This window comes from Parasphingomonas halimpatiens (genome assembly GCF_036663795.1).
GTDB lineage: Bacteria > Pseudomonadota > Alphaproteobacteria > Sphingomonadales > Sphingomonadaceae > Sphingomonas.
Genome location: NZ_JAXOJP010000001.1, coordinates 52,064 through 72,934 on the forward strand (window position 1 = coordinate 52,064; position 20,871 = coordinate 72,934).

The following is a 20,871-nucleotide window of genomic DNA, read 5'->3' on the forward strand; positions in this document are numbered from 1 at the left end:
GCCCCCTTAGAAGGAAAAGCGGATCGATCCGTAGACTTCGCGCGGCGCGCCCGGGATCGCGACATATTCACCCGTTGGCGCCAGCGTGCCCTTGTAATAGGCATGGTTGTTGTTGGTCAGGTTGGTGCCTTCGACCGACAATTCGATGCCATGCGCCCATACCGGCTTGTAGGCGATGCGCGCGCCGAGCAGGGCATATTGCTTCTGGTACGAGGTGGCGTCCGCCGGGGTGAGGAACTGTGCGCCCTTGTAGCTCAGGTCGCCGCGTAGCGACCAGTCGCCGGCGGCCTGGAAACGATATTCGGCACCGGTGTTGATCGACCAGTCGGGGATTTGCGGCACCCGGCTGCCCAGCGTGAAGCCGCTGGCGATCGCGGCGGCGGTCAGGCTGTTGAACTTGGCGTCGACATAACCGACGCCGAGATTGAAGTTCAGCCCCCGCATCGGGGTCGCAGCGGCCTCAATCTCGAAGCCCTTGATGTTGGCGCCGCCGGCATTCTGCGTCGTGCGGATATTGGCGTTGGTGATCGGATCGACGCCCTGCACGGTTAGCTGGATGTTGCGATACTGGCTGTAGAAACCGGCGAGGTTGAGCGTCAGGCGATGGTCGAACCACGCCGTCTTGGCGCCGATCTCATAGCTGGTCAGCCGCTCGGGATCGTAGCGCGGCGTCGGCGTCGAGGCGACGGTCGAGGCACCGAAGCCGCCCGATTTGAAACCCTTCGACCAGCTCGCATAAAGCAGCGTGTCGGGCGTCGGCTTCCAGTCGATGCCGACCTTCGGCGTGAACGAATCCCAGCTCGCCACCGCGCTCGACAGCGGCACCACCGTCGCGCCGTTCTGCGGGCGGATTACCGAGGTGCTGTAGAGCTTGCGATCATGGTTGAAGCGACCGCCGGCGGTCAGCGTCAGCGTATCGGTCAGCTTGAGCGATTCCTGGGTGAAGAAGGCATAGCTGTCGGCGGTCATGCCGAAGGTGGTGAAGGTGTTGCCGACATCGGCCACGGTCGGCACCTGGCCGGCGGCGATCAGCGCCTCGTAAATGCCCTCGAACGAGCGCGTGAAGACCGACGAATTGCCCTTTTCACGGAACACATAGGCGCCGACCAGGAAGTTCAGCCGGTCGCCGAACAGCGTGCCGCCGAGCTGCAGCTCCTCGCTATATTGGTTGTCGTGCAGCTTGGTCAGCGATTGCTGCAGCGGATAGGGGGTCTGGTCGCCATCGACGTTGATCGTCGCGTCGATCGTCCGCCACGCCGAGATCGACTTCAGCGCGACATTGTCGGCAAGGTCGATCGACAGGATCGCCGAGACGCCGCCGATGTTGGAATCGTCCTGCTGCGCGCCTTGCGAATAGATGCGATAGGGACCGGGCGAGACGAAGCGCCCGTCATAGACCGTGCCCGCGGGCAGGCCGAGCAGGGCGTTTTCATAGGGCGCGGCAAACTGGTTGTAGCGAGCGATCTTCGCCACCGTCGAGCCGGCCGGCACGAAAGCGAGGAGATAGCCGGAAGGCGGCAGCTGGCGCTGGCGGGTATAGTCGCCGTTGATCTTGAGCGAGACGCCGCCGCCGCTGTCGAGCTTGATGCCGCCGCGCACGATCAGGCGATTCTCGCTGGCATAATGCGCCCCGTCGGTCAGCCGCCGGCCAAAGCCCGTGTTCGAGACATAGCTGACCGACAGCTTGGCGCCGAGCAGCCCGTCGATCAGCGGGCCATTGATCGTCGCGCCCGCATCGGCGCGGCCATAGCTGCCGAAGCGGCCATGGACATTGCCGGTCGCCGCGCCGGTGGTGAGCGGCTCGGCGGTCACGACGTTGATCGCGCCGCCGATCGTGTTGCGGCCGTAGAGCGTGCCCTGCGGCCCCTTGAGCACTTCGACGCGCGAAATGTCGTCGAGGCTGAGCAGGCCGCCGACCGAGCGCGCGATATAGACGTCGTCGACATAGAGGCCGATGCCGGGGTCGGTCGGGAACTGGAAGTCGCCCGTGCCGACGCCGCGGATATAGCCGGCAAAGGCCGAGCCGCCGCCCGCCGGGCGGTTGGTCGGGTGGAGTTCGAGGTTGGGCGCGAAATTGCTGACATCGGCGAGATTGTCGATGCCGCGCGCCTGCAATGCCGAGGATGACAGCGCGGTGATCGACAGCGGCGTGTCCTGCAGCTTTTCCGAGCGGCGCTGCGCCGTCACGACGATCTCGGGAACGCCGGCTTCGTCGGTTGCCGCCGCCGGGGGACTGGCAGGTGCCCGGGCGATGTCCTGCGCCTGTGCGACGCCAGGGGCGATCATCATTGCCGCCGCGACCGCGATGATCGACGCGCGTCCGGCCAGGCCATCGCGCATCTTCTTACCGGAAACCTTCATGCCATCCTCCCACTGCGTTGCGGCGCCCCAAGCACCTGAAGTCTGCTGCTTCGGCTAAAATCGCTATAACGCAGTACAAATATTGTCAACAATCTGGTCAGCGATCCTGTGAGCGAAGGATCGCGGTGGTGCGCAACGGCAACACCAGCAGCGCGCCCGCCGCCAGCAGCGCGGCAAGAATCAGGATCGGCGCGGTCAGCGACATGCGCGCTATCGCCCAGCCGATCGCCGCCGGCGCGATGGCGCTGCCGAGATTGCCGCACAGGTTGATCAGCGCGATCGATTGCGGCGTGACCTGCGACAGGTACCGCGTCGGCAGGCTCCAGAAGACCGACTGTGCACCTCCGAGCCCGAAGCCACCCACCACCAGCAATGCCAGTGCCGGCGCGCCACCACCGACCAGCGCCGCCCCGCCGACGCCCAGCGCGGCGAGCATCGCGGGGAAGGCGACGTGCCCGAAGCGCTCCCCGGTCCTGTCCGAATGGCGCGCGTTGAGCCACATGCCCGCGCCGATCGCGACCCAGGGCAGCGCGCTCAATATGCCGATGACGAGCGGGTCGTTCTCGCCGGTCATCTTGATCGCCAGCGGGAGCCAGAAGATGATCGCACTCGCGCCGGTGATCAGCGCGAACCAGATCGCCGCAGCATACCACAGCACCGGGTCGCGCAGATTGGTGCGCGGCTCCGCGCCCTTGGCGTCGGCGCGCAGGGGCGCATTGTTGCCGGCGATCCAGGCGCGCTCGTCATCGTCGAGCCAGCGTGCCTGGTGCGGCGCGTCGACGAACCAGCGGAGCGCGACCAGCCCGGCGATGACGGTGACCCCGCCCTCGACCAGGAACATCAGCCGCCAGCCCGACAAGATGCCAAGGTCGAGCTTGAGCAGCGCCCCGCACAGCGGCCCCCCGATCATCACCGACAGCGGGATCGCCAGCAGCGTAAGGCCGATCGAGCGCGTGCGATATTCGGCCGGCAGCCACTGGCTGACATACCAGACGACGCCCGGCGCGAAGCCGCTTTCGAACGCGCCGAGCAGGATACGCAGGGCGAAGAATTCCCACGGCACGGTGACGAACGCCATCGCCACCGCCGTCAGGCCCCAGCCGCCGACGCTGATCGCGATCCAGCGCCGCGCGCCGATCCGCCGCAACAGCGCCGCACTGGGGATCTGGCACAGCAGGTAACCGACGAAGAACAGGCTCGCGCCGAGGCCATAGCCCTTCGCATCGAGCCCGATATCGGCGTTCATGCGGATCGCGGCGAAGCTGACATTCACGCGGTCGATCGAGCTCAGCACGATCAGTCCGGCCAGGACCAGCACCACGCGCCGCATGACCTTGCGATAGGTTCGCGCCGCAACGTTCATTGTCATCCTCTCGCCGCGACGTCGCCGACAGGCTAGCCATCCCGCGAAAATCCTGTCAACGAGATTGTGAACAATCCGGTGTGAGCATCCATGATCGCCCAAGACTATGATCCGCTGGCGGCGGAGTCCTTCGATACGCCGCATGCCGTTTTCGCCGATCTGCGCCGGCGCTGCCCGGTCGCGCATAGCGATGCGTTCGGCGGCTTCTGGATGCTCACGCGCCATGCCGACATCATGCGCGTGCTCGACGATCCGATCGAGTTCACCACGCGCATCCGCAACGTGGTGCCCGGCGCCTCGGCCTCGGGGCGTCGCCCGCCGCTGCACCTCGATCCGCCCGAACACACGCCCTATCGCCGCGCGATCGACCGCGCGCTCGGGCCGAAGCGCGTCGAGGCGATCGTCCCGGTGATCGAGCGGCATGCCCGCGCCTTGCTGCGCGCTTTCGTCGCGCGCGGCGGCGGCGACATTGTCGAGCATTATTCCAGCCCGCTCCCCGCTCTGGTGTTCGCCGACTGGTTCGCGCTCGATGCGGCGCAGACCGACCTTCTCTGGCGCACCGCCCAGGCGTTCGTGAAGGCGTGGGAGGATTTCGACGTCGCGACCGTCAGCAAGACCAGCGAAATCCTCTACGATCTCGCGCGCGACCTGATCGCCGACCGCCGCCTCGCGCCGCTCGATCCGGAGCGCGATCCCGTCAGTTCGCTGCTGCTCGCGGTCGATGCCGCCGGCGCACCGCTGCCCGACGAGATGCTCGTCGGCTGCGTGCGCCAGATCCTCGTCGTCGGGCTGGTCGCGCCGCCGGTGTTCGTCGGCAGCGTCGCGGTCCATCTCGCGCGCGACAAGGCGTTGCAGGCGCAGTTGCGCGCCGACCTCATGCTGATCCCGGCCGCGACCGAGGAATTCCTGCGGCTCTACACCCCCTATCGCGGCTTCGCGCGCACCACGCTGCACGGCGCAACCTTTGGCGGGCGCGACATCCCGCCGGGCGAGCCGATCGCGCTCGCTTATGCCTCGGCCAACCGCGACGAAGCGGTGTTCGACGACCCCGACAGCTTCCGGCTCGACCGCCCCAATGTCCGCGAACATCTCGCCTTCGGGCGTGGGCCGCATCGCTGCGCCGGCATGGCGATGGCGCGGGTCGAATTGCAGATCGCGATCCGCGAACTGCTCGCCGCGACCAGCGTCATCGAGCTCGATGGCGAGGTGCGGATGAGCGGCATGCCCGAGGTCGGCCCGGTCTATGTGCCGCTGCGGGTCGCGGGGTAGGTCGTTGACCCGTAAACGACGGTTATCGGCACAAGGCTGAGTGGCCCGCTTCGGTGAATTCGCGACGGTCCGCTTTCGGGCTAAAGGGTCAGAAAGCGCACACAGCCCAGCACAGGCTAACTCCGAGCTGGCTCGTGATGCTCATCGTCTTCGGGAAAACGACCCCGCTCGTTGAAGAGCGCGAGGACTGTCTGTGCCTCTGGAGCCAAGCGATCTGGCCAACCCGTTGCGATTAGTTCCTCGTCGTCGTGAATGGGGCGAGTTGCGTCGCACGCTATGTTTACCAAGCGACCAAGATTAGCCAATCCTGTTCGCTCCTGATCTGTCATCGCCGAATTGTCATTCGGCACGCCGTCGCGAACCCAGTCATAGAAATATTCAAAATAATCGTCAGCGCCGACCTCACGCACTCCAGCCCGCCCCAGTGCTAGGGTGTCCACCGCCTCCATAATGCGATTTCTGATGCGCTGATCGACAACTCGTTCGGAGGGGATGTCATTCATAATCGTTAAACAACCACGGATTTTCTAGCCGCGCAATCTGCCCCATCAGACGCGGCGACAATCGTGTATGCGTTAAACATTGGGGCGGCCGCCGCCCGGGAGCATTCCATCCGATATCCGGCCCGGCCGCTTTCAGGCGTGCCGATCGCCGCGTGAGAGCGGAACGGCTCGGCCTGGTGGAACGCCGCCGCTCCGCAAGGCACCGTTGCCTTAGATGAGTCCGTCGGGTCCGATCACCTCTGCATCGCCTTGACGAAAGGTGACGCCGTAAAGTGTGATCTCGCCCTCATCAGGAAGCAGCATTGGCCGCGCACGTTTCCCATGGCCAATCGCGTCGAGTGCCTCGCCAATGGTCCGCCCGACCAAGAACCATGCGGGGTGGACATTGCTACACCCGATAACCTGTCCACGACCGCTCAGATATAGCGTGGCATGACCATCGTCTTCTTCCGCAATGCCGACCATATCTGTTCCCAGTGCTGCCGCCCAAGCGAGCATGTCCGATTCCCCGTCGGTCACGTGCCGAAATGCGATTGAGCATATATGAGGCGCTGGCTTCGTAAGCGTGAGCCCTCCAAACTCAGCCAGAAGCGCGTAAGCCGGGTGATCGATCGGCACGGCCGACGCTACATAAACCTGGCGACCGCTGAACCAGCCTGCGGCTTCGAAGCTTTTCATCATGCTGTCGGGAACCGTGCTCATCGGACAGAACTACCTGATCGGTCGCCACGTCACCGTCATGGGACACTTTGGTTGAAAGTCCGCTCATCGGATTTACCTTGATGCAACGGGTACTGAAACGGTCTTAGCCAAGCGCGTAGCAGTAGAGCAAACCCGAGCAAAAAGCAGCCGATCGCAACCCAACCTGCAATGAACGGCAGGTCGGCGACGCAGTAATCGAAACAGTATTCCGATGGAGGCTGAACCCCGAAGAACGTGCTGAAATCGGACCAGTGTCCCATTACAGCAGCATAGATGTATGCGCGAAGGATGCCTGCCTGGATGAGCCAAGCGATGGCGGAACCGGCGAAGAGCGAGATTGCACCTAGCAGTCGCCTGTCTCTAACCACCTGTCCGCTCCTAAACCGCCCTTCTCGTGTGACACTCTACGCGGTGCGGATCAAATCACGCCGTGACGAATGTCCGCTATTGGGGCGGCTGCCGCCCGGCAGCATTTCATCCGATATCCGGCCCGGCCGCTTTCAGGCGAGCTGATCGCCGCGTCGGGAGCGGAACGGCTCGACCTGGTGGGAAGCCGACCGTCAGCTTTCAATCACAGCTAAGGTAGCTAGCGCGGATCCACATACTGTTTCAGGACTTCAATGGGCGCGAAGGGAGCAGGCCACAGAAAAATGCTATACTGATCGTCACCGTCTAACCCGTCCTCGCTAAGGGTATCTAACCCGCCGAAGTATGCTCTCACGCGGTAAGTTCCCGGCGCGACGGGTAGAACATCGATTGAGCCACCCGTGCATTCGTGAATTTCCAATCGACCGGACGGCAACTCGACGCTCGCCTCCGCGACGTGATCCCAGTTGTCGAATGCTAAAGTTGGAGGACCGTCGGACACCTCGACTTCCACAGGAACAGTCATATTACGCGCGGGTTGGATCACTACCACGAATGGAGCCGCCTTGATTCGGCGCTTAGTGTCCTCCTCCGTGTAATCCGTTGGGGCATCAGGCTGTTCGCGCTCGTCCCACAGATAGAACTGAAAATAATCCGCGAAGACCTCATAACGCTTCTTCAGCGCCTGCGGGACTATGTCCGCGTGATCTGGATTACCGGATTGCTCACTGCCCTTTCTTTTTAACCAATCGAACAAGCTCACCTCCCCGCATCTCGGGCTAGGTCTATCAAGTTCGCGAATGACCGCAACTGGGGCGCAAGCGCAATGGCCGCTCTATGCGTCCACGCCCTAACCCGCGATATCCTCCTCGAGCCGGACGGCGAACTCCATCGCTTCCGCGATATGCGTGCGCATCAGCCGCTCGGCCTCGTCGGCCTGACCGGCGAGGATCGCGGCGGTGATGCGGCGATGATCGGCATTGGCGAAGTCGATGCGCTCGGGCTTGTAGAAGGTCGTGAACAACAGGCGGTAGAGTGGCAGGCGCAGCCGCTCGACAAAGGTGCGGACATAGTCGTTGCGCGCGCCCTCGATGATCGCGAGGTGCCAGGTGTCGTTGATCCGCGTGAAGCGCAGATGGTCGCCGGTATGCTCGCAGCTGTTGAGTTCTTCCTGCAGCGCGGCGATCCTCGCAAGGCAGTCGGGGTCCGCCGCGACGGTGCAATCATGCGCCGCAAGCCCCTCCAGCGCCATGCGCGCGCGATAGATTTGCCGTGTCTCGTCGGGCGTGAAACTGCGCACCGAGGCGCCGCGAAATTCCTCGATGACGATCAGGCCTTCGGTCTCGAGTCGCTGCAATGCCTCGCGCACGCGGCCGCGCGACGCGCCGGTATCGCGCACCACATCCGCCTCGATCAGCCGCTGTCCCGGCGCCACGCGACCGAGCCGGATGCGGTCGCGCAGCCAGGCCGCGACATCGGCGCTGGTCACGTCGCGCCGTGTCTCTGATCGGGAAGTGCTTGCGGGGCTCGCCATGCGTCTAGTTCGGCCCGGGACGGCCATTTTGTCAACAATCCGCCGCAACATCGATCTTGCGGCCGGCGCGCTGATAAGTTATCTGGCATAGCAATTAAGGAGAGAACCGAATGGCAACGCATGTTTCGATGCTCGTAGGCGGGCGCCCCCATGAATCCCTGAGCAGCTTCGAGCGGCGCAACCCGGTCACCGGCGAGGTCGCCAGCACCGCCTCCGCCGCGACCGTCGACGATGCCAATGCCGCGGCCAATGCCGCTGCCGCCGCCTTCCCGATTTGGTCGGCAATGGGCCCCAATGCGCGCCGCGCGCTGCTCAACAAGGCCGCCGATGCGCTCGAGGCCAAGGCGTCGGATTTCGTCGCGGCGATGATGGGCGAGATCGGCGCGACCGAGGGCTGGGCACGCTTCAACCTGATGCTCGCCGCCGGCATGGTGCGCGAGGCGGCGGCGCTGACCACCCAGATCAGCGGCGAGGTCATCCCCTCGGACAAGCCGGGTTGCATCGCCATGGCGCTGCGCGAGCCGGTCGGCGTGATCCTCGGCATCGCGCCGTGGAATGCGCCGATCATCCTCGGCGTGCGCGCGATCGCGGTGCCGCTGGCCTGCGGCAACACCGTCGTGCTCAAGGCGTCCGAGCAATGCCCGCGCACCCATGCGCTGATCGTCGAGGCGTTCGCCGAGGCCGGCCTGCCCGAGGGCGCGGTCAATCTCGTCACCAATGCGCCGTCCGATGCCGGCGAGATCGTCGGCGCGCTGATCGACAATCCCAATGTCCGGCGCATCAACTTCACCGGCTCGACCGCGGTCGGGCGGATCATCGCGGTACGCGCCGCGCAGCAGCTCAAGCCGGTGCTGCTCGAGCTCGGCGGCAAGGCGCCGCTGATCGTGCTGGAGGACGCCGATCTTGACGAGGCCGTGAAAGCCGCCGCGTTCGGCGCGTTCCTGAATTCGGGGCAGATCTGCATGTCGACCGAGCGGATCATCGTTGTCGACAGCGTTGCCGATGCCTTCGTCGCGAAGTTCCAGGCCAAGGTCGGCACGATGCCGGTCGGCGATCCGCGCGAGGGCAAGACGCCGCTCGGCGCGGTGGTCGACCAGAAGACGGTCGATCATGTGAAGGGCCTGATCGCGGATGCGATCGACGCCGGCGCGACGCAGGTCAATGGCGGCGCGGCGGACGGCGTGCTGATGCCGGCGCATGTCATCGACAAGGTGACGCCCGCCATGAAGCTGTTCCGCGAGGAAAGCTTTGGCCCGGTCGTGGCGGTGATCCGCGCCAAGGACGAGGCCGAGGCGATCACGCTCGCCAACGACACCGAATATGGCCTGTCGGCGTCGGTCTTCACGCGCGACACCGCACGCGGCCTGCGCGTCGCGCGCCAGATCAAGTCGGGCATCTGCCACGTCAACGGCCCGACCGTGCATGACGAGGCGCAGATGCCGTTCGGCGGCACCAAGGGCTCGGGCTATGGCCGCTTCGGCGGCAAGGCCGGCATCGACAGCTTCACCGAGCTGCGCTGGATCACCATCGAAACCCAGCCCGGCCACTATCCGATCTGACCTTCTTGCCCCTCCCTGGAAGGGAGGGGTCGGGGGTGGGTGTTCACCACAAGCACCACCGCCCGAGGCCAACCCACCCCAACCCCTCCCTGCCAGGGAGGGGCGAAAGAGAGAAAAAAGATGACCGAGACCAGCCCGCAGGGCACCGTAGCCTATGACGTCGTTGACCGTATCGCCTGGGTGAAGTTCAACCGCCCCGACAAGCGCAACTGCATGTCGCCGACGCTCAACCGCGAGATGATGGATGTGCTCAACGCACTCGAATTTCGCGACGATGTCGGCGTGCTGGTGCTGACGGGCGAAGGCACCGCCTGGTCGGCCGGCATGGATCTCAAGGAGTATTTCCGTGAGACCGAGGCCAAAGGGCTTGGCGCGTCGCGCCAGGCGCAGCGCGAGAGCTATGGCTGGTGGCGCCGGCTGCGCTGGTACCAGAAGCCGACCATCGCGATGGTCAATGGCTGGTGCTTCGGCGGTGGTTATGGTCCGCTGTTCGCGTGCGACCTGGCGTTCGCCGCGGATGAAGCGCAATTCGGCCTCAGCGAGATCAACTGGGGCATCCTTCCCGGCGGCGGCGCGACCAAGGTCGCGGTCGAACTGCTGCCGTTCCGCAAGGCGATGTACCATGCGATGATGGGCGAGAATGTCGACGGAAAGACGGCGGCCGAATGGGGCCTGGTCAACGAGGCGCTGCCGCTCGCCGACCTCGAGGCGCGCGTGACTGCGGTCGCCAACGTGCTGCTCAAGAAGAATCCGGTCGCGCTCAAGGCGACCAAGGATGCGGTCCGCCGCGTCGGCGTGCTGAGCTATGACGATGCCGAGGATTATCTGATCCGCGCGCAGGAAGCCGCCAACAGCTACGACAATGAAGGGCGCAAGGAAGGCATCAAGCAGTTCATCGACGACAAGACCTTCAAGCCCGGTCTTGGCGCCTATGATCGGTCGAAGCAGCAGGCCTGAGCCCGACACCATGACCATCGACACGCTCGCCCCGCCGCGCCTGGGCTCGCTCGACCGCTTACTCCGGCCGCGATCGGTGGCGATCGTCGGCGCGTCGGAAAAGCCCGGCGCGCTCGGCAACCAGGTGCTCGCCAATCTCGAGCGCCACGGTTTTGCCGGCGACATCCACCTGATCAACCCGCGGCGCGGGGTGATCGCCGGGCGCCAGTCGCTCGGCTCGGTGGACGAGCTGCCCGAGGGCGTCGATGCGGCGGTGCTGGCGATCCCCGGCGCGGCGGTGCTGGCGACGATCCGAGCGCTGGCGGCGCGCGGCGTCGGCGCAGCGGTGATCTTCTCGGCCGGTTTTGCCGAGGGTGGTGAAGAAGGCCTCGCGGCGCAGCGCGAGGTGGCGCGGATCGCGGCCGAAAGCGGCATGATCGTCGAGGGGCCCAACTGCCTCGGCCTGACCAACTATGTCGATGGCGTGGCGTTGACCTTCGTCGAGACCTCGTCGGAGCGGCTCGGCGACCGGCCGGGCGTCGGCATCGTCTCGCAATCGGGCGCCATGGCGGTGGTGCTCGGCACGACGCTGATGGCGAAGGAGCTGGGCGTTTCGCTGTCGGTGTCGACCGGCAACGAGGCCGCCTCGGGGGTCGAGGACTATGTCGATTATCTGATCGATGATCCGCATACCCATGTCATCGCGATGATCGTCGAACAGTTCCGCAAGCCTGCCCGCTTTCTCGCACTGGCGGAGCGCGCGCGGGTCGCGGGCAAGCCGATCGTCCTGCTCCATCCCGGTACGTCGAGCGCCGCGCGCGAATCCGCCGCGACGCATACCGGCGCGATGGCCGGCGACTGGCAGGTGATGAAGACCAAGGTCGAGCGCGCCGGGGTGATCCTCGCCGACAATCTCGAGGAACTGGGCGACCTGACCGATCTCGCACTGCGCTGCGGCCCGATGCCCGCCGGCGGATGCGCGGTGCTGACCGAATCGGGCGCGTTCAAGGCGCTGACGCTCGATTTGTGCGAGCGCGTCGGCCTCGCCTTGCCCGCCCCGGGCGAGGCGACCGCGGCGCAACTGCGTGCCGCGATCCCCGATTTCATTCCGGTCAGCAACCCGATGGATTTGACCGCGCAGGCGCTGGTCGATCCCGACCTCTACCGCCGCACGCTCGCGCCTTTGCTCGACGACGAGCGCTTCGCCTGCATCGTGCTCGGCATCATCCAGACCGACCAGGCGACCGCGCGATTGAAGTTCGAGCCGATCATCGCCGCGATCGAGGCGTTACGCCCGGCCAAGCCAGTGATCTTCGCCGGGCTCGACGATGGCGCACCGGTGCCGCCGGCCTATGTCACGCGGCTGCGCGGCCAAAGCGTGGCTTATTTCCCGTCGCCCGACCGTGCCTTTCGCGCGCTTGCCGCGCTGTCGCACGCTGCCGCCCGCGACTTCACCCGGGCCACGGTCGCGCCGCTTGTCATCGACCCGATTCCTGCCGGGGTGATCCCGGAATATCGCGCCAAGCAAGTGCTGGCGCCGCTCGGCGTGCCCTTCCCGCGCGGCGGCTTCGCGACCTCGCTCGATGAAGCGCAAAAAGTCGCTGCCGCGATCGGCTATCCGGTCGTCATCAAGGCGCAGGCGGCCGCGCTCAGCCACAAGAGCGACGCCGGCGGCGTGATCCTCAACCTCGCCGACGCGGCTTCACTGGCGCGTGGCTGGGACGAACTGCACGCCAATATCGCGCACCACGCGCCCGGCATGCTGCTTGACGGGGTGCTCGTCGAGGCGATGGGGCAACGCGGTGTCGAGCTCATCGTCGGTGCCCGCAACGACCCGGAATGGGGACCGGTCATCCTGGTCGGCTTTGGCGGCGTGCAGGCCGAGATATTGCAGGATGTCCGCTTGCTGCCGCCCGACCTGACGCACGCGGCGATCGTCGCCGAACTGCGCCAGCTCAGGAGCGGCGCGCTGTTCGCCGGGTGGCGCGGCAGCCCCGCGCTCGACATCGCCGCGGTGGCCGACATCGTCATGGCGCTCGGCCGGCTGCTCGCCGCGGCGCCGTCGATCCGCGAAATCGATCTCAACCCGGTGGTGGTCTATCCGGTCGGGCAGGGCGCGGTCGCGCTCGATGCGCTGATCTACGGCGTGGACGCCTGATACCGGCGATGCGGCGCCGCGCATGCGCGCCGCGCGCGCTCAGCGTTCCTTCGCCTCGATCCGGCTGAGCAGGTCGATCAGCGCGTCCCGCTCGGCGCTGCTCAGGTCGGACATCAGCCGATCCTCATGCGCGCCGATGCGCTTCAGGCAGTCGTCGAACATCGCCTCGCCGGCGGTCGACAGAGATAGAGAGAAGGCGCGCCGGTCATCGGCGGCGATCTTGCGGTCGAGCAGGTCGCGATCGGTCAGTTCGTTGATCAGCGACACCATGTTGGCGCGCTTGATGCCGAGCGCGCGCCCCGCCGCGCCCTGGTTGATTCCGGGGTTGGCCTTGACGATCGACATGATGCCGAACAGCACCTGCCTGATCCCGGTGCCGTCCAACGCGCGCGAAAAGTCGTTGCTGACCACCGCCGAGGCGCGGCGCAGATGGTAACCGACCAGGCGGTCGAGGTTGCCGATCGAGACCTCGTGCTCGGCGCTCGCCGTTGCTGCGCTTGCCACTATCATCCTCCCTGTTTGCGCCATCATGCTGCCATTGCCCGGCGCGCTCAAGTTGCCGTACGCAGCCGCCGGCGCGCGATGAACAAGGTGAACGCCGCGACCAGCGAACCCATCGCCATCAGCACGGCAACAGTTGCCAGGCCATGGCCGGCCACGAACAGGAAACCGGCAAGTGCCGGTGCCAGCGCCGAGCCGCCGCGGCCGACCCCGATGACGAAGCCCGTCGCCGTCGCGCGCAGATGCGTCGGAAAGGCGGCGGCGATCAGCGCATAGAGGCCGACGATACCGGCATTGGTGGCAAAGCCGGCGATCGCGGCGATCAGCGAGAGCGTGCCGAGGTCGGTCTGCCCCTGGCCGAAGGCGATGACGGCGAGCGTCGAGGCCAGCATCGCGGTGATGGTCAGCGTGTAGAGGTGCAGCCGGGTGGTCATCAGCCCGAGCAACAGCGATCCCGAGGCGCCGCCAACGCTCGCCCATACCAGCACGCCGGCGGCGAGCGGCGGCGCGAAGCCCATGTCGACGACGATCTTCGGGATCCATTTGAGCACGAAATAGAAGGTCATGACATGCGCGAGATAGGCGACCGTCAACGCCACCGTCAGCGCGATGTAAGCGGGGACGAAAAGCTCGGTGATGCGGATGCGCCGCGCCTTTGCCGCGATGGCGGGGAGGGCATCGACGGCGGCATGGCCCATGCGTCCCAGCGTCCGATTGATCCGCGCCAGCGCATCGGGGCGACGTTGTTCCATCAGGAAAGCGATCGATTCGGGGGCGAACAGCAGCACCAGCGGAATGAAGCAGGTCGTCGCGATGCCGCCGAAGATGAACACGGCGGGCCAGCCATGATCGGCCAGCAACCGCGCCGAGACCAGTCCGCCGATGATCGTGCCGACGGGATAGCCGCCCGCCATCAGCACGACCGCGAGGTTGCGGCGCCCGGCGTTCGCGGCCTCGGCGACGGCGGCATTGGTCGCCGCGAGCATGCCGCCGATGCCGAGGCCGGTCACCACGCGCCACAGCGACAAGGTCGTCACGTCATGCGCCGTCGCCGCGCCGAACATGCCGAATGCCATGCCGACGAGACAGGCGAGGATCGTCAGCCGTCGGCCGATACGATCCGCCACGCCGCCGAGCAGCAGCGACCCCGCCGCCATGCCGATCAACTCCATCGACAGGACGATGCCGAGCGCGCCGCGATCGATCCCCCAATCCTTGGCGATGCCGGGCGAGGCAAAGCTGATCGACAGCACGTCGAACCCGTCGAGCGCGTTGAGCCCGACCATCACGGCGACGACCGTCCACTGGAATCGCGACATCGGTTCGCGATCGATGATCGCGCGCGGATCGGTTGCCATTTGCCCCTCCTGGTCTGGCCGGGACTGTGGCGCGCATTGCTATGCCACGCAACAAACTATTCGTGGCTTGGCGTTACCCGACCGCGACGACCAGGCTGGTCGGGCTGCGAAAATTGGAAGAGGGCACCCAGGCGAGCTGCTCGTCCACGCGCGTATAATCGGGAACGACGGCGAGCAATTCGCGGTAAGCCAGCTGCGACGCGAGCCGGGCGATCATTGCGCCGAGGCAGGAATGGACTCCGCCGCCAAAACCGAGATGGGCCTTGGGTCGACGCGCGATATCATAGCTGTCTGGATTTTCGAACTTGCGCGGGTCGCGATTGGCCGAGCCGTAGCACAGCATCACGAAGTCGCCGGCGCGCATCGTCTCGCCGTGGAGCGCATGATCCTGGGTGAGGCAGCGTTTGAAGCGCTGCGCGGAGGTATTGTAGCGCAGCGATTCCTCGATCGCATCGGGAATCCGCGTCGGATCGGCGACCAGTGCGCGCCGCGCATCGGGATGGTCGGCGAGATTGAGCCCGAACATCGCCATGAAGCCCGACAGCGATTCGATCCCCGCCATGATCAGCGTGGTCACGGTCAGCTGCACCTCGCGGTCGAGCAGCTTTTCGCCGTCGATCTCGGAGGTGATGAAATTCGACAGCAGGTCGGTGCCGGGATTCTTCTTGCGTTCGGCGACCAGCGACGCGGCGAAATCGGCCATCCAGGCAAAAGCGGAGAGATGCTCCGGCCCCTTTTGCCGCGTGACCGGATCGGTCTGGACCATCAGGAACGCCTTGTCGCGCACCGTATCGCGCATGTCGCGCGGCATGGCGAAAAGATGGAAGAGCAGATCGACCGTGACCTTCGCCGTGTAATCGCCGACCAGATCGAAGCGCTCACGCCCCGCGAGCGCGGCGAGATGGCCGCGACACAGCTCGCGTGTCGGCTCGAGAATATGGTCGAGCGCGCTGCGCGTCACCGCTTTCTGGATCAGGCCGCGCAGGCGATCGTGGCGCGGCGGGTCGGTCGTCCCGAGCGTCGCGCCGGCACGGCCGGGCAGTTCGTCGATCAGATTGCCCTGCGCCGACGAGAATAGCCGCCAGTTGGTCAGCGCGCCGAGGATGTCGTCGTAGCGCGACAACACCCACATGCCGGCCTCTTCGCTCCAGAAGCAGGGATGCTCCTCGCGCAGGGTACGATAGGCGGGGAAGGGGTCCGCATCGGTTTGCGGCGCATAGGGGTCGAAATGAAAGGCGGGTCGGGACCCGTTCATGCGTGCGATTGTCCCCGCGTCCGACATCTCCGCCTCCCTTGGTCTAATTAGTATGTCCTATAACAAATATTGCGGGGGCGACTTTGACCGAAATCAAACCGGGTGCCCGAGCTGTGTAGCGCCACGCGGCAGTATCCGGCACGTACGGTCGGCGGGTTCAGCCGTGACTTTCGCTTCAGCCGTCAGCCGGCGCAGGATGGAACGCCAGCTCGCCCTGCCGGCGCACCGCGATCCGTGCGATCAGCCCGTCGCGCAGCGCATAATCGACAAACACGCGGCCCTCGATCCGGTCGCCCTTTTTCAGCGGGCGGAGGACGAAGCCCGGCGCGTCGGCGATGGCGGTGAAGCACATCGTCGCGTCGAGGGTGATCGCCGTGTCGCTGGCCTCGACCGAATGGATTGCGAGGCGCTCGCGCACCGTCTCGAACATCGGGCCGTAGAAGCCGACAATGGCGTCGGGGCCGCGGAGCGGTGGAATTTGCGGGTTGAGCGTCAGTTCGACATCATCGGCATAGAAACGCCGGAACCGATCGCAATCGGCGTTGCTGAACGCCGCGACATAGGCGTGGAAGGCTGCGATCTGGCTGGGATGCGCGCCGAGCAGCGGGAGCCGGGTGACACCCTTTCCCGGCGGCCAGGTCATCGATTTGAGTTCGGCGACCTTGCCGTCGCGCAGCCGGTAGGTGACGAAGAACTTGACCGTCACGCTGTCGCCGGGGTGGAGATGGCCGAAGGGAAAATCGGCGCGCTCCTTAATCGCGTGGAAATCCATGTCGACCTCGGCGAAGATGTGTTGGGCGTCGCGCAGGACAAGTTGCGGCCGCATCACCTCGCGCACCCCGTCATGCGCCCATGCGAGGAAGGCGAGCAGCTGATCGCTCCCCTGATAGTCGCGCGAGCCGCCCGTGAAGCGCACCTCGTCGCAGAAGAATTGCGCGACCAGCGCTTGATCGTCGCCGGTGTTGAACAGCGCCTCATACGCCGCATAATCCATTTTCGCCTCCCCTTCGCCGGTCTACGCGGCACGCCTTGAGGTGCACGCTAGGGGCGGCAGTCGACGCTCGCCAGCCGGCGGGAGATAGAATTCCGGCTGGCAGAAAACCGGTAAGCAGCCTGTTACAGTTCGCGCAGCGCGTCGGCCGGTTTGGCGCGCAGCGCCGGCAGGCTTCCCGTGACCCCGACGCCGAGCGTGACGAGCACCCCGGCGGCGAGCGTTGCCGCAACGACGATCCAGTCGGGCGCCCAGGGGAGTTCGAATACCTTCACCACGACGAACCAGCCGCCGATCGCGCCGACCGCCAAGGCCACGACGACGACGATCAGCGACAGCAGCGCATATTCCAGCGCCTGTGCCGTCAGCACTTGCCGCGCACTGCCGCCGAGCAGCTTGAGGATCACCGCATCGTAGCGCCGCGCGCGCGACGAGGCGGCGACCGCCCCGACCAGCACGGCGATCCCCGCCGCGACCGTCACCGCCGCGGCGGCGCGGATCGCCAGCGCGATCTGCCCCAGTGCCACGCCGATCTGGCCGAGCAGGTCGCCGACGCGGATCATCGTCACCGAGGGCAGCGCCGTCGCGACGTCGCGCGCCACCGCGCCGTCGCGCGACGGGGTCGAATAGACGCTCGCCAGCAGGCTGTGCGGCGCTTCCTCGATATAACCGGGCGAAAAGACGATCGCGAAATTGAGCCCGAGCGCACCCCAGTCGATCTTGCGCAACGCCGCGATGCGCGCCGGGACATCGACGCCGAGTACCGTGACGGTAATCGTGTCGCCGATCTTCAATCCCAGCGCCGCCGCCGCGCGATCCTCGAGCGAAACCAGCGGCGGCCCGCGATAATCGGCCGGCCACCATCTGCCCGCGATCACGTCGTTGCGCGGCGGCACGCCCGTCGACCAGGTGATCGTCCGGTCGCCGCGCAGCACCCAGGCGGCGTCGGGCAACGTCTTCATGTCGGCGACGCGCACGCCCTTCACCGCGGTAATCGCGCCGCGCAGCGACGGCACCGCCTCGATCCGCGCGCCCGGCGCGGCGGCAGCGACGGCGGCGCGGAACGGCGCCGCATCGTCGGGCTGGAGGTCGATCGCGAAGAAGCGCGGTGCCTTGGCCGGGGCGGCGCCGGCCAGCTCGGCCGACAGGCTGGTGTCGATCACCGCCAGCGCGACGAACAGCGCGAAGCCGAGGCCGAGCGCGACCACCAACCGGTCGGTCTCGGCGCCGGGCCGGTGGAGATTGGCGAGCGCCAGCCGCAGCAGCGGCGTCCGCGCGCGTGGCAGCCGCGCGACACCGCGCCGCACCAGCAGTCCGATCAGCCACAGCAGCAGGATCAGTGCGCCGACCGCGCCGACGAACCCCAGCGCCAGCGACATGTCGGACGCCGTCAGCACGGCGAGCGCGACCAGTGCCGCGACCAGCGCGAGCATCACGCCGATCACCCGCCACGACGGCAACCCGCCCGGCGCCAGCGCGTCGCGCAGCAGCGTCGCCGCCGGCACGTGGCGCGCCCGCGCCAGCGCCGGGAGCGCGAACAGCAGCGCGACGAGCAGCCCCAGCGCCGCCGCCGTCGCCAGCGGCAGCGGATAGAGCGCGAGCCGCGGCGGCACCGGCAGCGCATCACCCGCCACGGCGACAACGATCGCCGGCACCAGCGCGCCCAGCGCCAGACCACCGGTTATCCCCACCGCCGCCACCACACCGAGCTGCGTCAGGAAGATCGCCGCGATCGTGCCCGTCCGCGCGCCGAGCACCTTCAGCGTGGCGATGATCCGTGTCTTGCCGGCGAGATAGGCGGCAACCCCGCTGCCCACACCGACGCCGGCAATGGCCAGCGCGGCGAGGCCGACGAGCAGCAGGAACTGGCCGAGCTGGGCAATGCCGCGCCGCAGCCCGCCGGCGGCGCGGTCGCTGCTCTTCACCGCGAAACCGTCGCGCCCGAAGCGCTTGGCGAGCCTGTCGCTGATCGCCTTGGTCGTCTCGACGCGCGGTAGCACGATCCGGTAGTGGCTCTCGTACAGGCTCCCGGGCTGTACCAGCCGCGTCGCATCGAGCCCCGCCATGTCGACCAGCACCGGCGGGCCGAGCGTGAAGCCCGCGCCGAGTCGGTCGGGCTCGGCCGCGATCAGGCCGATCACCTTGAGCCGCGCCACGCCGAGCCGCAGCGTGTCGCCGACCTTCACGCCAAGCCGATCGGCCAGCGCCGGTGCGATCGCGATCTCGTTGCCGCGCGGCCGGTCGGCGATCGCGCCGGGTGCCAGCCGGAAGGCGCCGACCATCGGCCAGGCGCCGTCGACGCCGCGCAAGTCGACCAGCACCGGCCCGCGCCCGGCATCGGCCATCGCGCGCATCCCGACGGTTTCGGAGACGCGCCCCTCGGCGGCGAAGGCCGCCATTTCCTCGACCGTCGCGCGGCGTTGCGAGACGACCAGTTCGACATCACCGCCCAGCATCTGGCGCCCCTGCGCGTCGAGCGCGGCGATCAGGCTCGCCGACAGGCTGCCGATTCCGGCCAGCGCTGCGGTGCCGAGAAACAGGCACAACACGAGCAGCAACAGCCCGCGCCCGCCGCGCCGCAGGTCGCGCAGCGCCAGCCGCCAGGCGATGCTCATGCCGCGCGCCGGTCGGCGACGATGCGGCCGTCGGCCAGTTCGATCACCCGGGCGCAGCGCGCCGCGAGCGCGGGGTCGTGCGTGATGACGAACAAGGTCGTGCCGCTCGCCGCGTGGCGCGCGAACAGCATGTCCATGATCGTCACGCCCGTCGCGGTGTCGAGATTGCCGGTCGGTTCGTCGGCGAAGACCAGCGCGGGGCGGGCGATCAGTGCGCGCGCGATCGCCACGCGCTGCTGCTCGCCGCCCGACAGCTGTGTCGGATAATGGCCGGTACGATCGGCCAGTCCGACCGCCGCCAGTTCGGTCGCGGCGCGGGCAAAGGCGTCGAGCTCGCCGGCGAGTTCGAGCGGTACCGCGACATTTTCCAGCGCGGTCATCGTCGGCAGCAGGTGAAAGGCCTGCAGCACGATGCCGATCCGCCCGCGCCGCGCGACGGCAAGGCCGTCTTCGCTGAGCGTGGCGAAATCCAGCCCGGCGACCCTGACGGTGCCGCCGCTCGGCCGTTCGAGGCCGGCCAGCACCGCCATCAGCGAGGATTTGCCCGATCCCGACGGGCCGAGCAGCGCGACGCTCTCGCCGGCGACGACATCGAGATCGATGCCGCGCAGGATGTCGACGCGGGCGGGCGGCTTCCCCAGCGATAATGTCACGTTGCGCGCGGCGATCAGCGCGCTATCGGCGGGGGATGATGATGTGGTCACTGTGTCGACGATATGGAGCGCGACGCGCGTTTGTCCATCTCGCCCTGTTGCTGGCGAGCTTTATTGCCGCCCCCGCCATGGCCGAAAAGCGCGCGCCGCTGATCTGGGCGTTCGGCGACAGCCTCGCCGCGGGCTATGGCCTGCCACCGGCGCAAGGTTTCACGACGCGGCTCGAGGCGGCGCTGCGGCGTGCCGGTGTGGCCGCGACGGTACGCAATGGCGGCGTCGCCGGCGATACCGCGGCCCAGGCCCGCGCGCGGCTGCGCTGGGGCCTGCGCGGGCTCGGCGCGACGCCCGACCTGGTGATCGTCGAACTCGGCGCCAACGACATGCTGCGCGGCCTGCCGCCGGCGCAGGCGCGCGCCAACCTCGACGCGATCCTCGTCGAGCTGCAACGCCGCCGCATCCCCGTGCTGCTCGCCGGCATGCGCGCCGCGCCGAATCTCGGTCCCGATTATGTCCGCGCGTTCGAGGCAATGTATCCCGAACTCGCCGCTGCGCACCGCGTGCCGCTCTACCCCTTCTTCCTTGACGGCGTCGCGGCGCAGCGCGACCTGCTGCAGGGCGACGGCCTGCACCCCAATGCGCGCGGCGTCGAGATCATCGTCGCGCGGATCCTGCCGGCGGTGCGCAAGGCGCTGCGCTGATCGGGCAGGACTCGACTTTCCCCGATGGCGATCTTATATACCGACCGTT

The 20,871-nt window shown here is 67.1% G+C and carries 17 protein-coding genes; 5 read left to right on the forward strand and 12 right to left on the reverse strand.

Annotation, left to right across the window (positions count from 1 at the left end):
• Positions 1-6: 6 nt before the first annotated feature.
• Complete coding sequence (locus U1839_RS00240; protein ID WP_332801663.1) at positions 7-2,361, reverse strand: TonB-dependent receptor; 2,355 nt, start codon at positions 2,359-2,361, stop codon at positions 7-9.
• Between the two features lie 97 nt (positions 2,362-2,458).
• Complete coding sequence (locus tag U1839_RS00245) at positions 2,459-3,730, reverse strand: MFS transporter (protein ID WP_332801664.1); 1,272 nt, start codon at positions 3,728-3,730, stop codon at positions 2,459-2,461.
• 84 nt (positions 3,731-3,814) lie between these two features.
• Here U1839_RS00245 and U1839_RS00250 point away from each other — a divergent pair, with 84 nt between their 5' ends.
• Positions 3,815-4,993, forward strand: a complete 1,179-nt coding sequence (locus U1839_RS00250; RefSeq protein ID WP_332801665.1) for a cytochrome P450 — start codon at positions 3,815-3,817, stop codon at positions 4,991-4,993.
• Positions 4,994-5,109: 116 nt separating this feature from the next.
• Here the strand turns inward: U1839_RS00250 and U1839_RS00255 are convergent, their stop codons facing one another.
• The 4 genes from U1839_RS00255 to U1839_RS00270 form a co-directional block, all read right to left on the reverse strand.
• Complete coding sequence (locus tag U1839_RS00255; protein WP_332801666.1) at positions 5,110-5,496, reverse strand: hypothetical protein; 387 nt, start codon at positions 5,494-5,496, stop codon at positions 5,110-5,112.
• A gap of 210 nt (positions 5,497-5,706) precedes the next feature.
• Complete coding sequence (locus tag U1839_RS00260; protein WP_332801667.1) at positions 5,707-6,198, reverse strand: SUKH-3 domain-containing protein; 492 nt, start codon at positions 6,196-6,198, stop codon at positions 5,707-5,709.
• A 586-nt stretch (positions 6,199-6,784) separates the two neighbouring features.
• On the reverse strand, positions 6,785-7,327 hold the full coding sequence (locus U1839_RS00265; protein WP_332801668.1) for a hypothetical protein: 543 nt from the start codon (positions 7,325-7,327) through the stop codon (positions 6,785-6,787).
• A gap of 87 nt (positions 7,328-7,414) precedes the next feature.
• Positions 7,415-8,098, reverse strand: a complete 684-nt coding sequence (locus tag U1839_RS00270; protein ID WP_332801669.1) for a GntR family transcriptional regulator — start codon at positions 8,096-8,098, stop codon at positions 7,415-7,417.
• 110 nt (positions 8,099-8,208) lie between these two features.
• Here U1839_RS00270 and U1839_RS00275 point away from each other — a divergent pair, with 110 nt between their 5' ends.
• The 3 genes from U1839_RS00275 (at position 8,209) to U1839_RS00285 (ending at position 12,751) form a co-directional block, all read left to right on the forward strand.
• Positions 8,209-9,657 (forward strand): aldehyde dehydrogenase, encoded by a 1,449-nt coding sequence (locus U1839_RS00275; protein ID WP_332801670.1) that lies wholly within the window; start codon positions 8,209-8,211, stop codon positions 9,655-9,657.
• Between the two features lie 120 nt (positions 9,658-9,777).
• Positions 9,778-10,614: a p-hydroxycinnamoyl CoA hydratase/lyase gene (locus U1839_RS00280; protein WP_332801671.1), complete on the forward strand. Its 837-nt coding sequence runs from the start codon at positions 9,778-9,780 to the stop codon at positions 10,612-10,614.
• Between the two features lie 10 nt (positions 10,615-10,624).
• Positions 10,625-12,751, forward strand: a complete 2,127-nt coding sequence (locus U1839_RS00285; RefSeq protein ID WP_332801672.1) for an acetate--CoA ligase family protein — start codon at positions 10,625-10,627, stop codon at positions 12,749-12,751.
• 39 nt (positions 12,752-12,790) lie between these two features.
• On the opposite strand, the gene U1839_RS00290 is transcribed toward U1839_RS00285, so the two are convergent.
• The 6 genes from U1839_RS00290 to U1839_RS00315 form a co-directional block, all read right to left on the reverse strand.
• Complete coding sequence (locus U1839_RS00290; protein ID WP_332801673.1) at positions 12,791-13,255, reverse strand: MarR family winged helix-turn-helix transcriptional regulator; 465 nt, start codon at positions 13,253-13,255, stop codon at positions 12,791-12,793.
• 47 nt (positions 13,256-13,302) lie between these two features.
• Positions 13,303-14,610, reverse strand: a complete 1,308-nt coding sequence (locus U1839_RS00295) for an MFS transporter (RefSeq protein ID WP_332801674.1) — start codon at positions 14,608-14,610, stop codon at positions 13,303-13,305.
• A gap of 73 nt (positions 14,611-14,683) precedes the next feature.
• Positions 14,684-15,865 carry a cytochrome P450 gene (locus tag U1839_RS00300; protein WP_332801675.1) on the reverse strand — a complete coding sequence of 394 codons (1,182 nt, stop codon included), beginning with the start codon at positions 15,863-15,865 and terminating at the stop codon, positions 14,684-14,686.
• A 175-nt stretch (positions 15,866-16,040) separates the two neighbouring features.
• On the reverse strand, positions 16,041-16,859 hold the full coding sequence (locus tag U1839_RS00305) for a nuclear transport factor 2 family protein (RefSeq protein WP_332801676.1): 819 nt from the start codon (positions 16,857-16,859) through the stop codon (positions 16,041-16,043).
• Between the two features lie 122 nt (positions 16,860-16,981).
• A complete protein-coding gene (locus U1839_RS00310; RefSeq protein WP_332801677.1) occupies positions 16,982-19,471 on the reverse strand; it encodes an ABC transporter permease in 2,490 nt (829 codons plus the stop codon).
• Positions 19,468-20,175, reverse strand: a complete 708-nt coding sequence (locus U1839_RS00315; RefSeq protein ID WP_332801678.1) for an ABC transporter ATP-binding protein — start codon at positions 20,173-20,175, stop codon at positions 19,468-19,470. The genes U1839_RS00310 and U1839_RS00315 overlap by 4 nt, the downstream gene beginning before the upstream one ends.
• A 77-nt stretch (positions 20,176-20,252) precedes the next feature.
• On the opposite strand from U1839_RS00315, the gene U1839_RS00320 reads away from it, so the two are divergent.
• Entirely contained in the window at positions 20,253-20,822 is a 570-nt protein-coding gene (locus U1839_RS00320; protein ID WP_332801679.1) for an arylesterase, read from the forward strand.
• The last annotated feature ends 49 nt before the right edge of the window (positions 20,823-20,871 follow it).

Coding starts and splice junctions, on each gene's coding strand:
- U1839_RS00240 (WP_332801663.1), bottom strand. CDS start 2,361: ATGAAGGTTTCCGGTAAGAAGATGCGCGATGGCCTGGCCGGACGCGCG.
- U1839_RS00245 (WP_332801664.1), bottom strand. CDS start 3,730: ATGACAATGAACGTTGCGGCGCGAACCTATCGCAAGGTCATGCGGCGC.
- U1839_RS00250 (WP_332801665.1), top strand. CDS start 3,815: ATGATCGCCCAAGACTATGATCCGCTGGCGGCGGAGTCCTTCGATACG.
- U1839_RS00255 (WP_332801666.1), bottom strand. CDS start 5,496: ATGAATGACATCCCCTCCGAACGAGTTGTCGATCAGCGCATCAGAAAT.
- U1839_RS00260 (WP_332801667.1), bottom strand. CDS start 6,198: ATGAGCACGGTTCCCGACAGCATGATGAAAAGCTTCGAAGCCGCAGGC.
- U1839_RS00270 (WP_332801669.1), bottom strand. CDS start 8,098: ATGGCGAGCCCCGCAAGCACTTCCCGATCAGAGACACGGCGCGACGTG.
- U1839_RS00275 (WP_332801670.1), top strand. CDS start 8,209: ATGGCAACGCATGTTTCGATGCTCGTAGGCGGGCGCCCCCATGAATCC.
- U1839_RS00280 (WP_332801671.1), top strand. CDS start 9,778: ATGACCGAGACCAGCCCGCAGGGCACCGTAGCCTATGACGTCGTTGAC.
- U1839_RS00285 (WP_332801672.1), top strand. CDS start 10,625: ATGACCATCGACACGCTCGCCCCGCCGCGCCTGGGCTCGCTCGACCGC.
- U1839_RS00295 (WP_332801674.1), bottom strand. CDS start 14,610: ATGGCAACCGATCCGCGCGCGATCATCGATCGCGAACCGATGTCGCGA.
- U1839_RS00300 (WP_332801675.1), bottom strand. CDS start 15,865: ATGAACGGGTCCCGACCCGCCTTTCATTTCGACCCCTATGCGCCGCAA.
- U1839_RS00305 (WP_332801676.1), bottom strand. CDS start 16,859: ATGGATTATGCGGCGTATGAGGCGCTGTTCAACACCGGCGACGATCAA.
- U1839_RS00310 (WP_332801677.1), bottom strand. CDS start 19,471: ATGAGCATCGCCTGGCGGCTGGCGCTGCGCGACCTGCGGCGCGGCGGG.
- U1839_RS00320 (WP_332801679.1), top strand. CDS start 20,253: ATGGCCGAAAAGCGCGCGCCGCTGATCTGGGCGTTCGGCGACAGCCTC.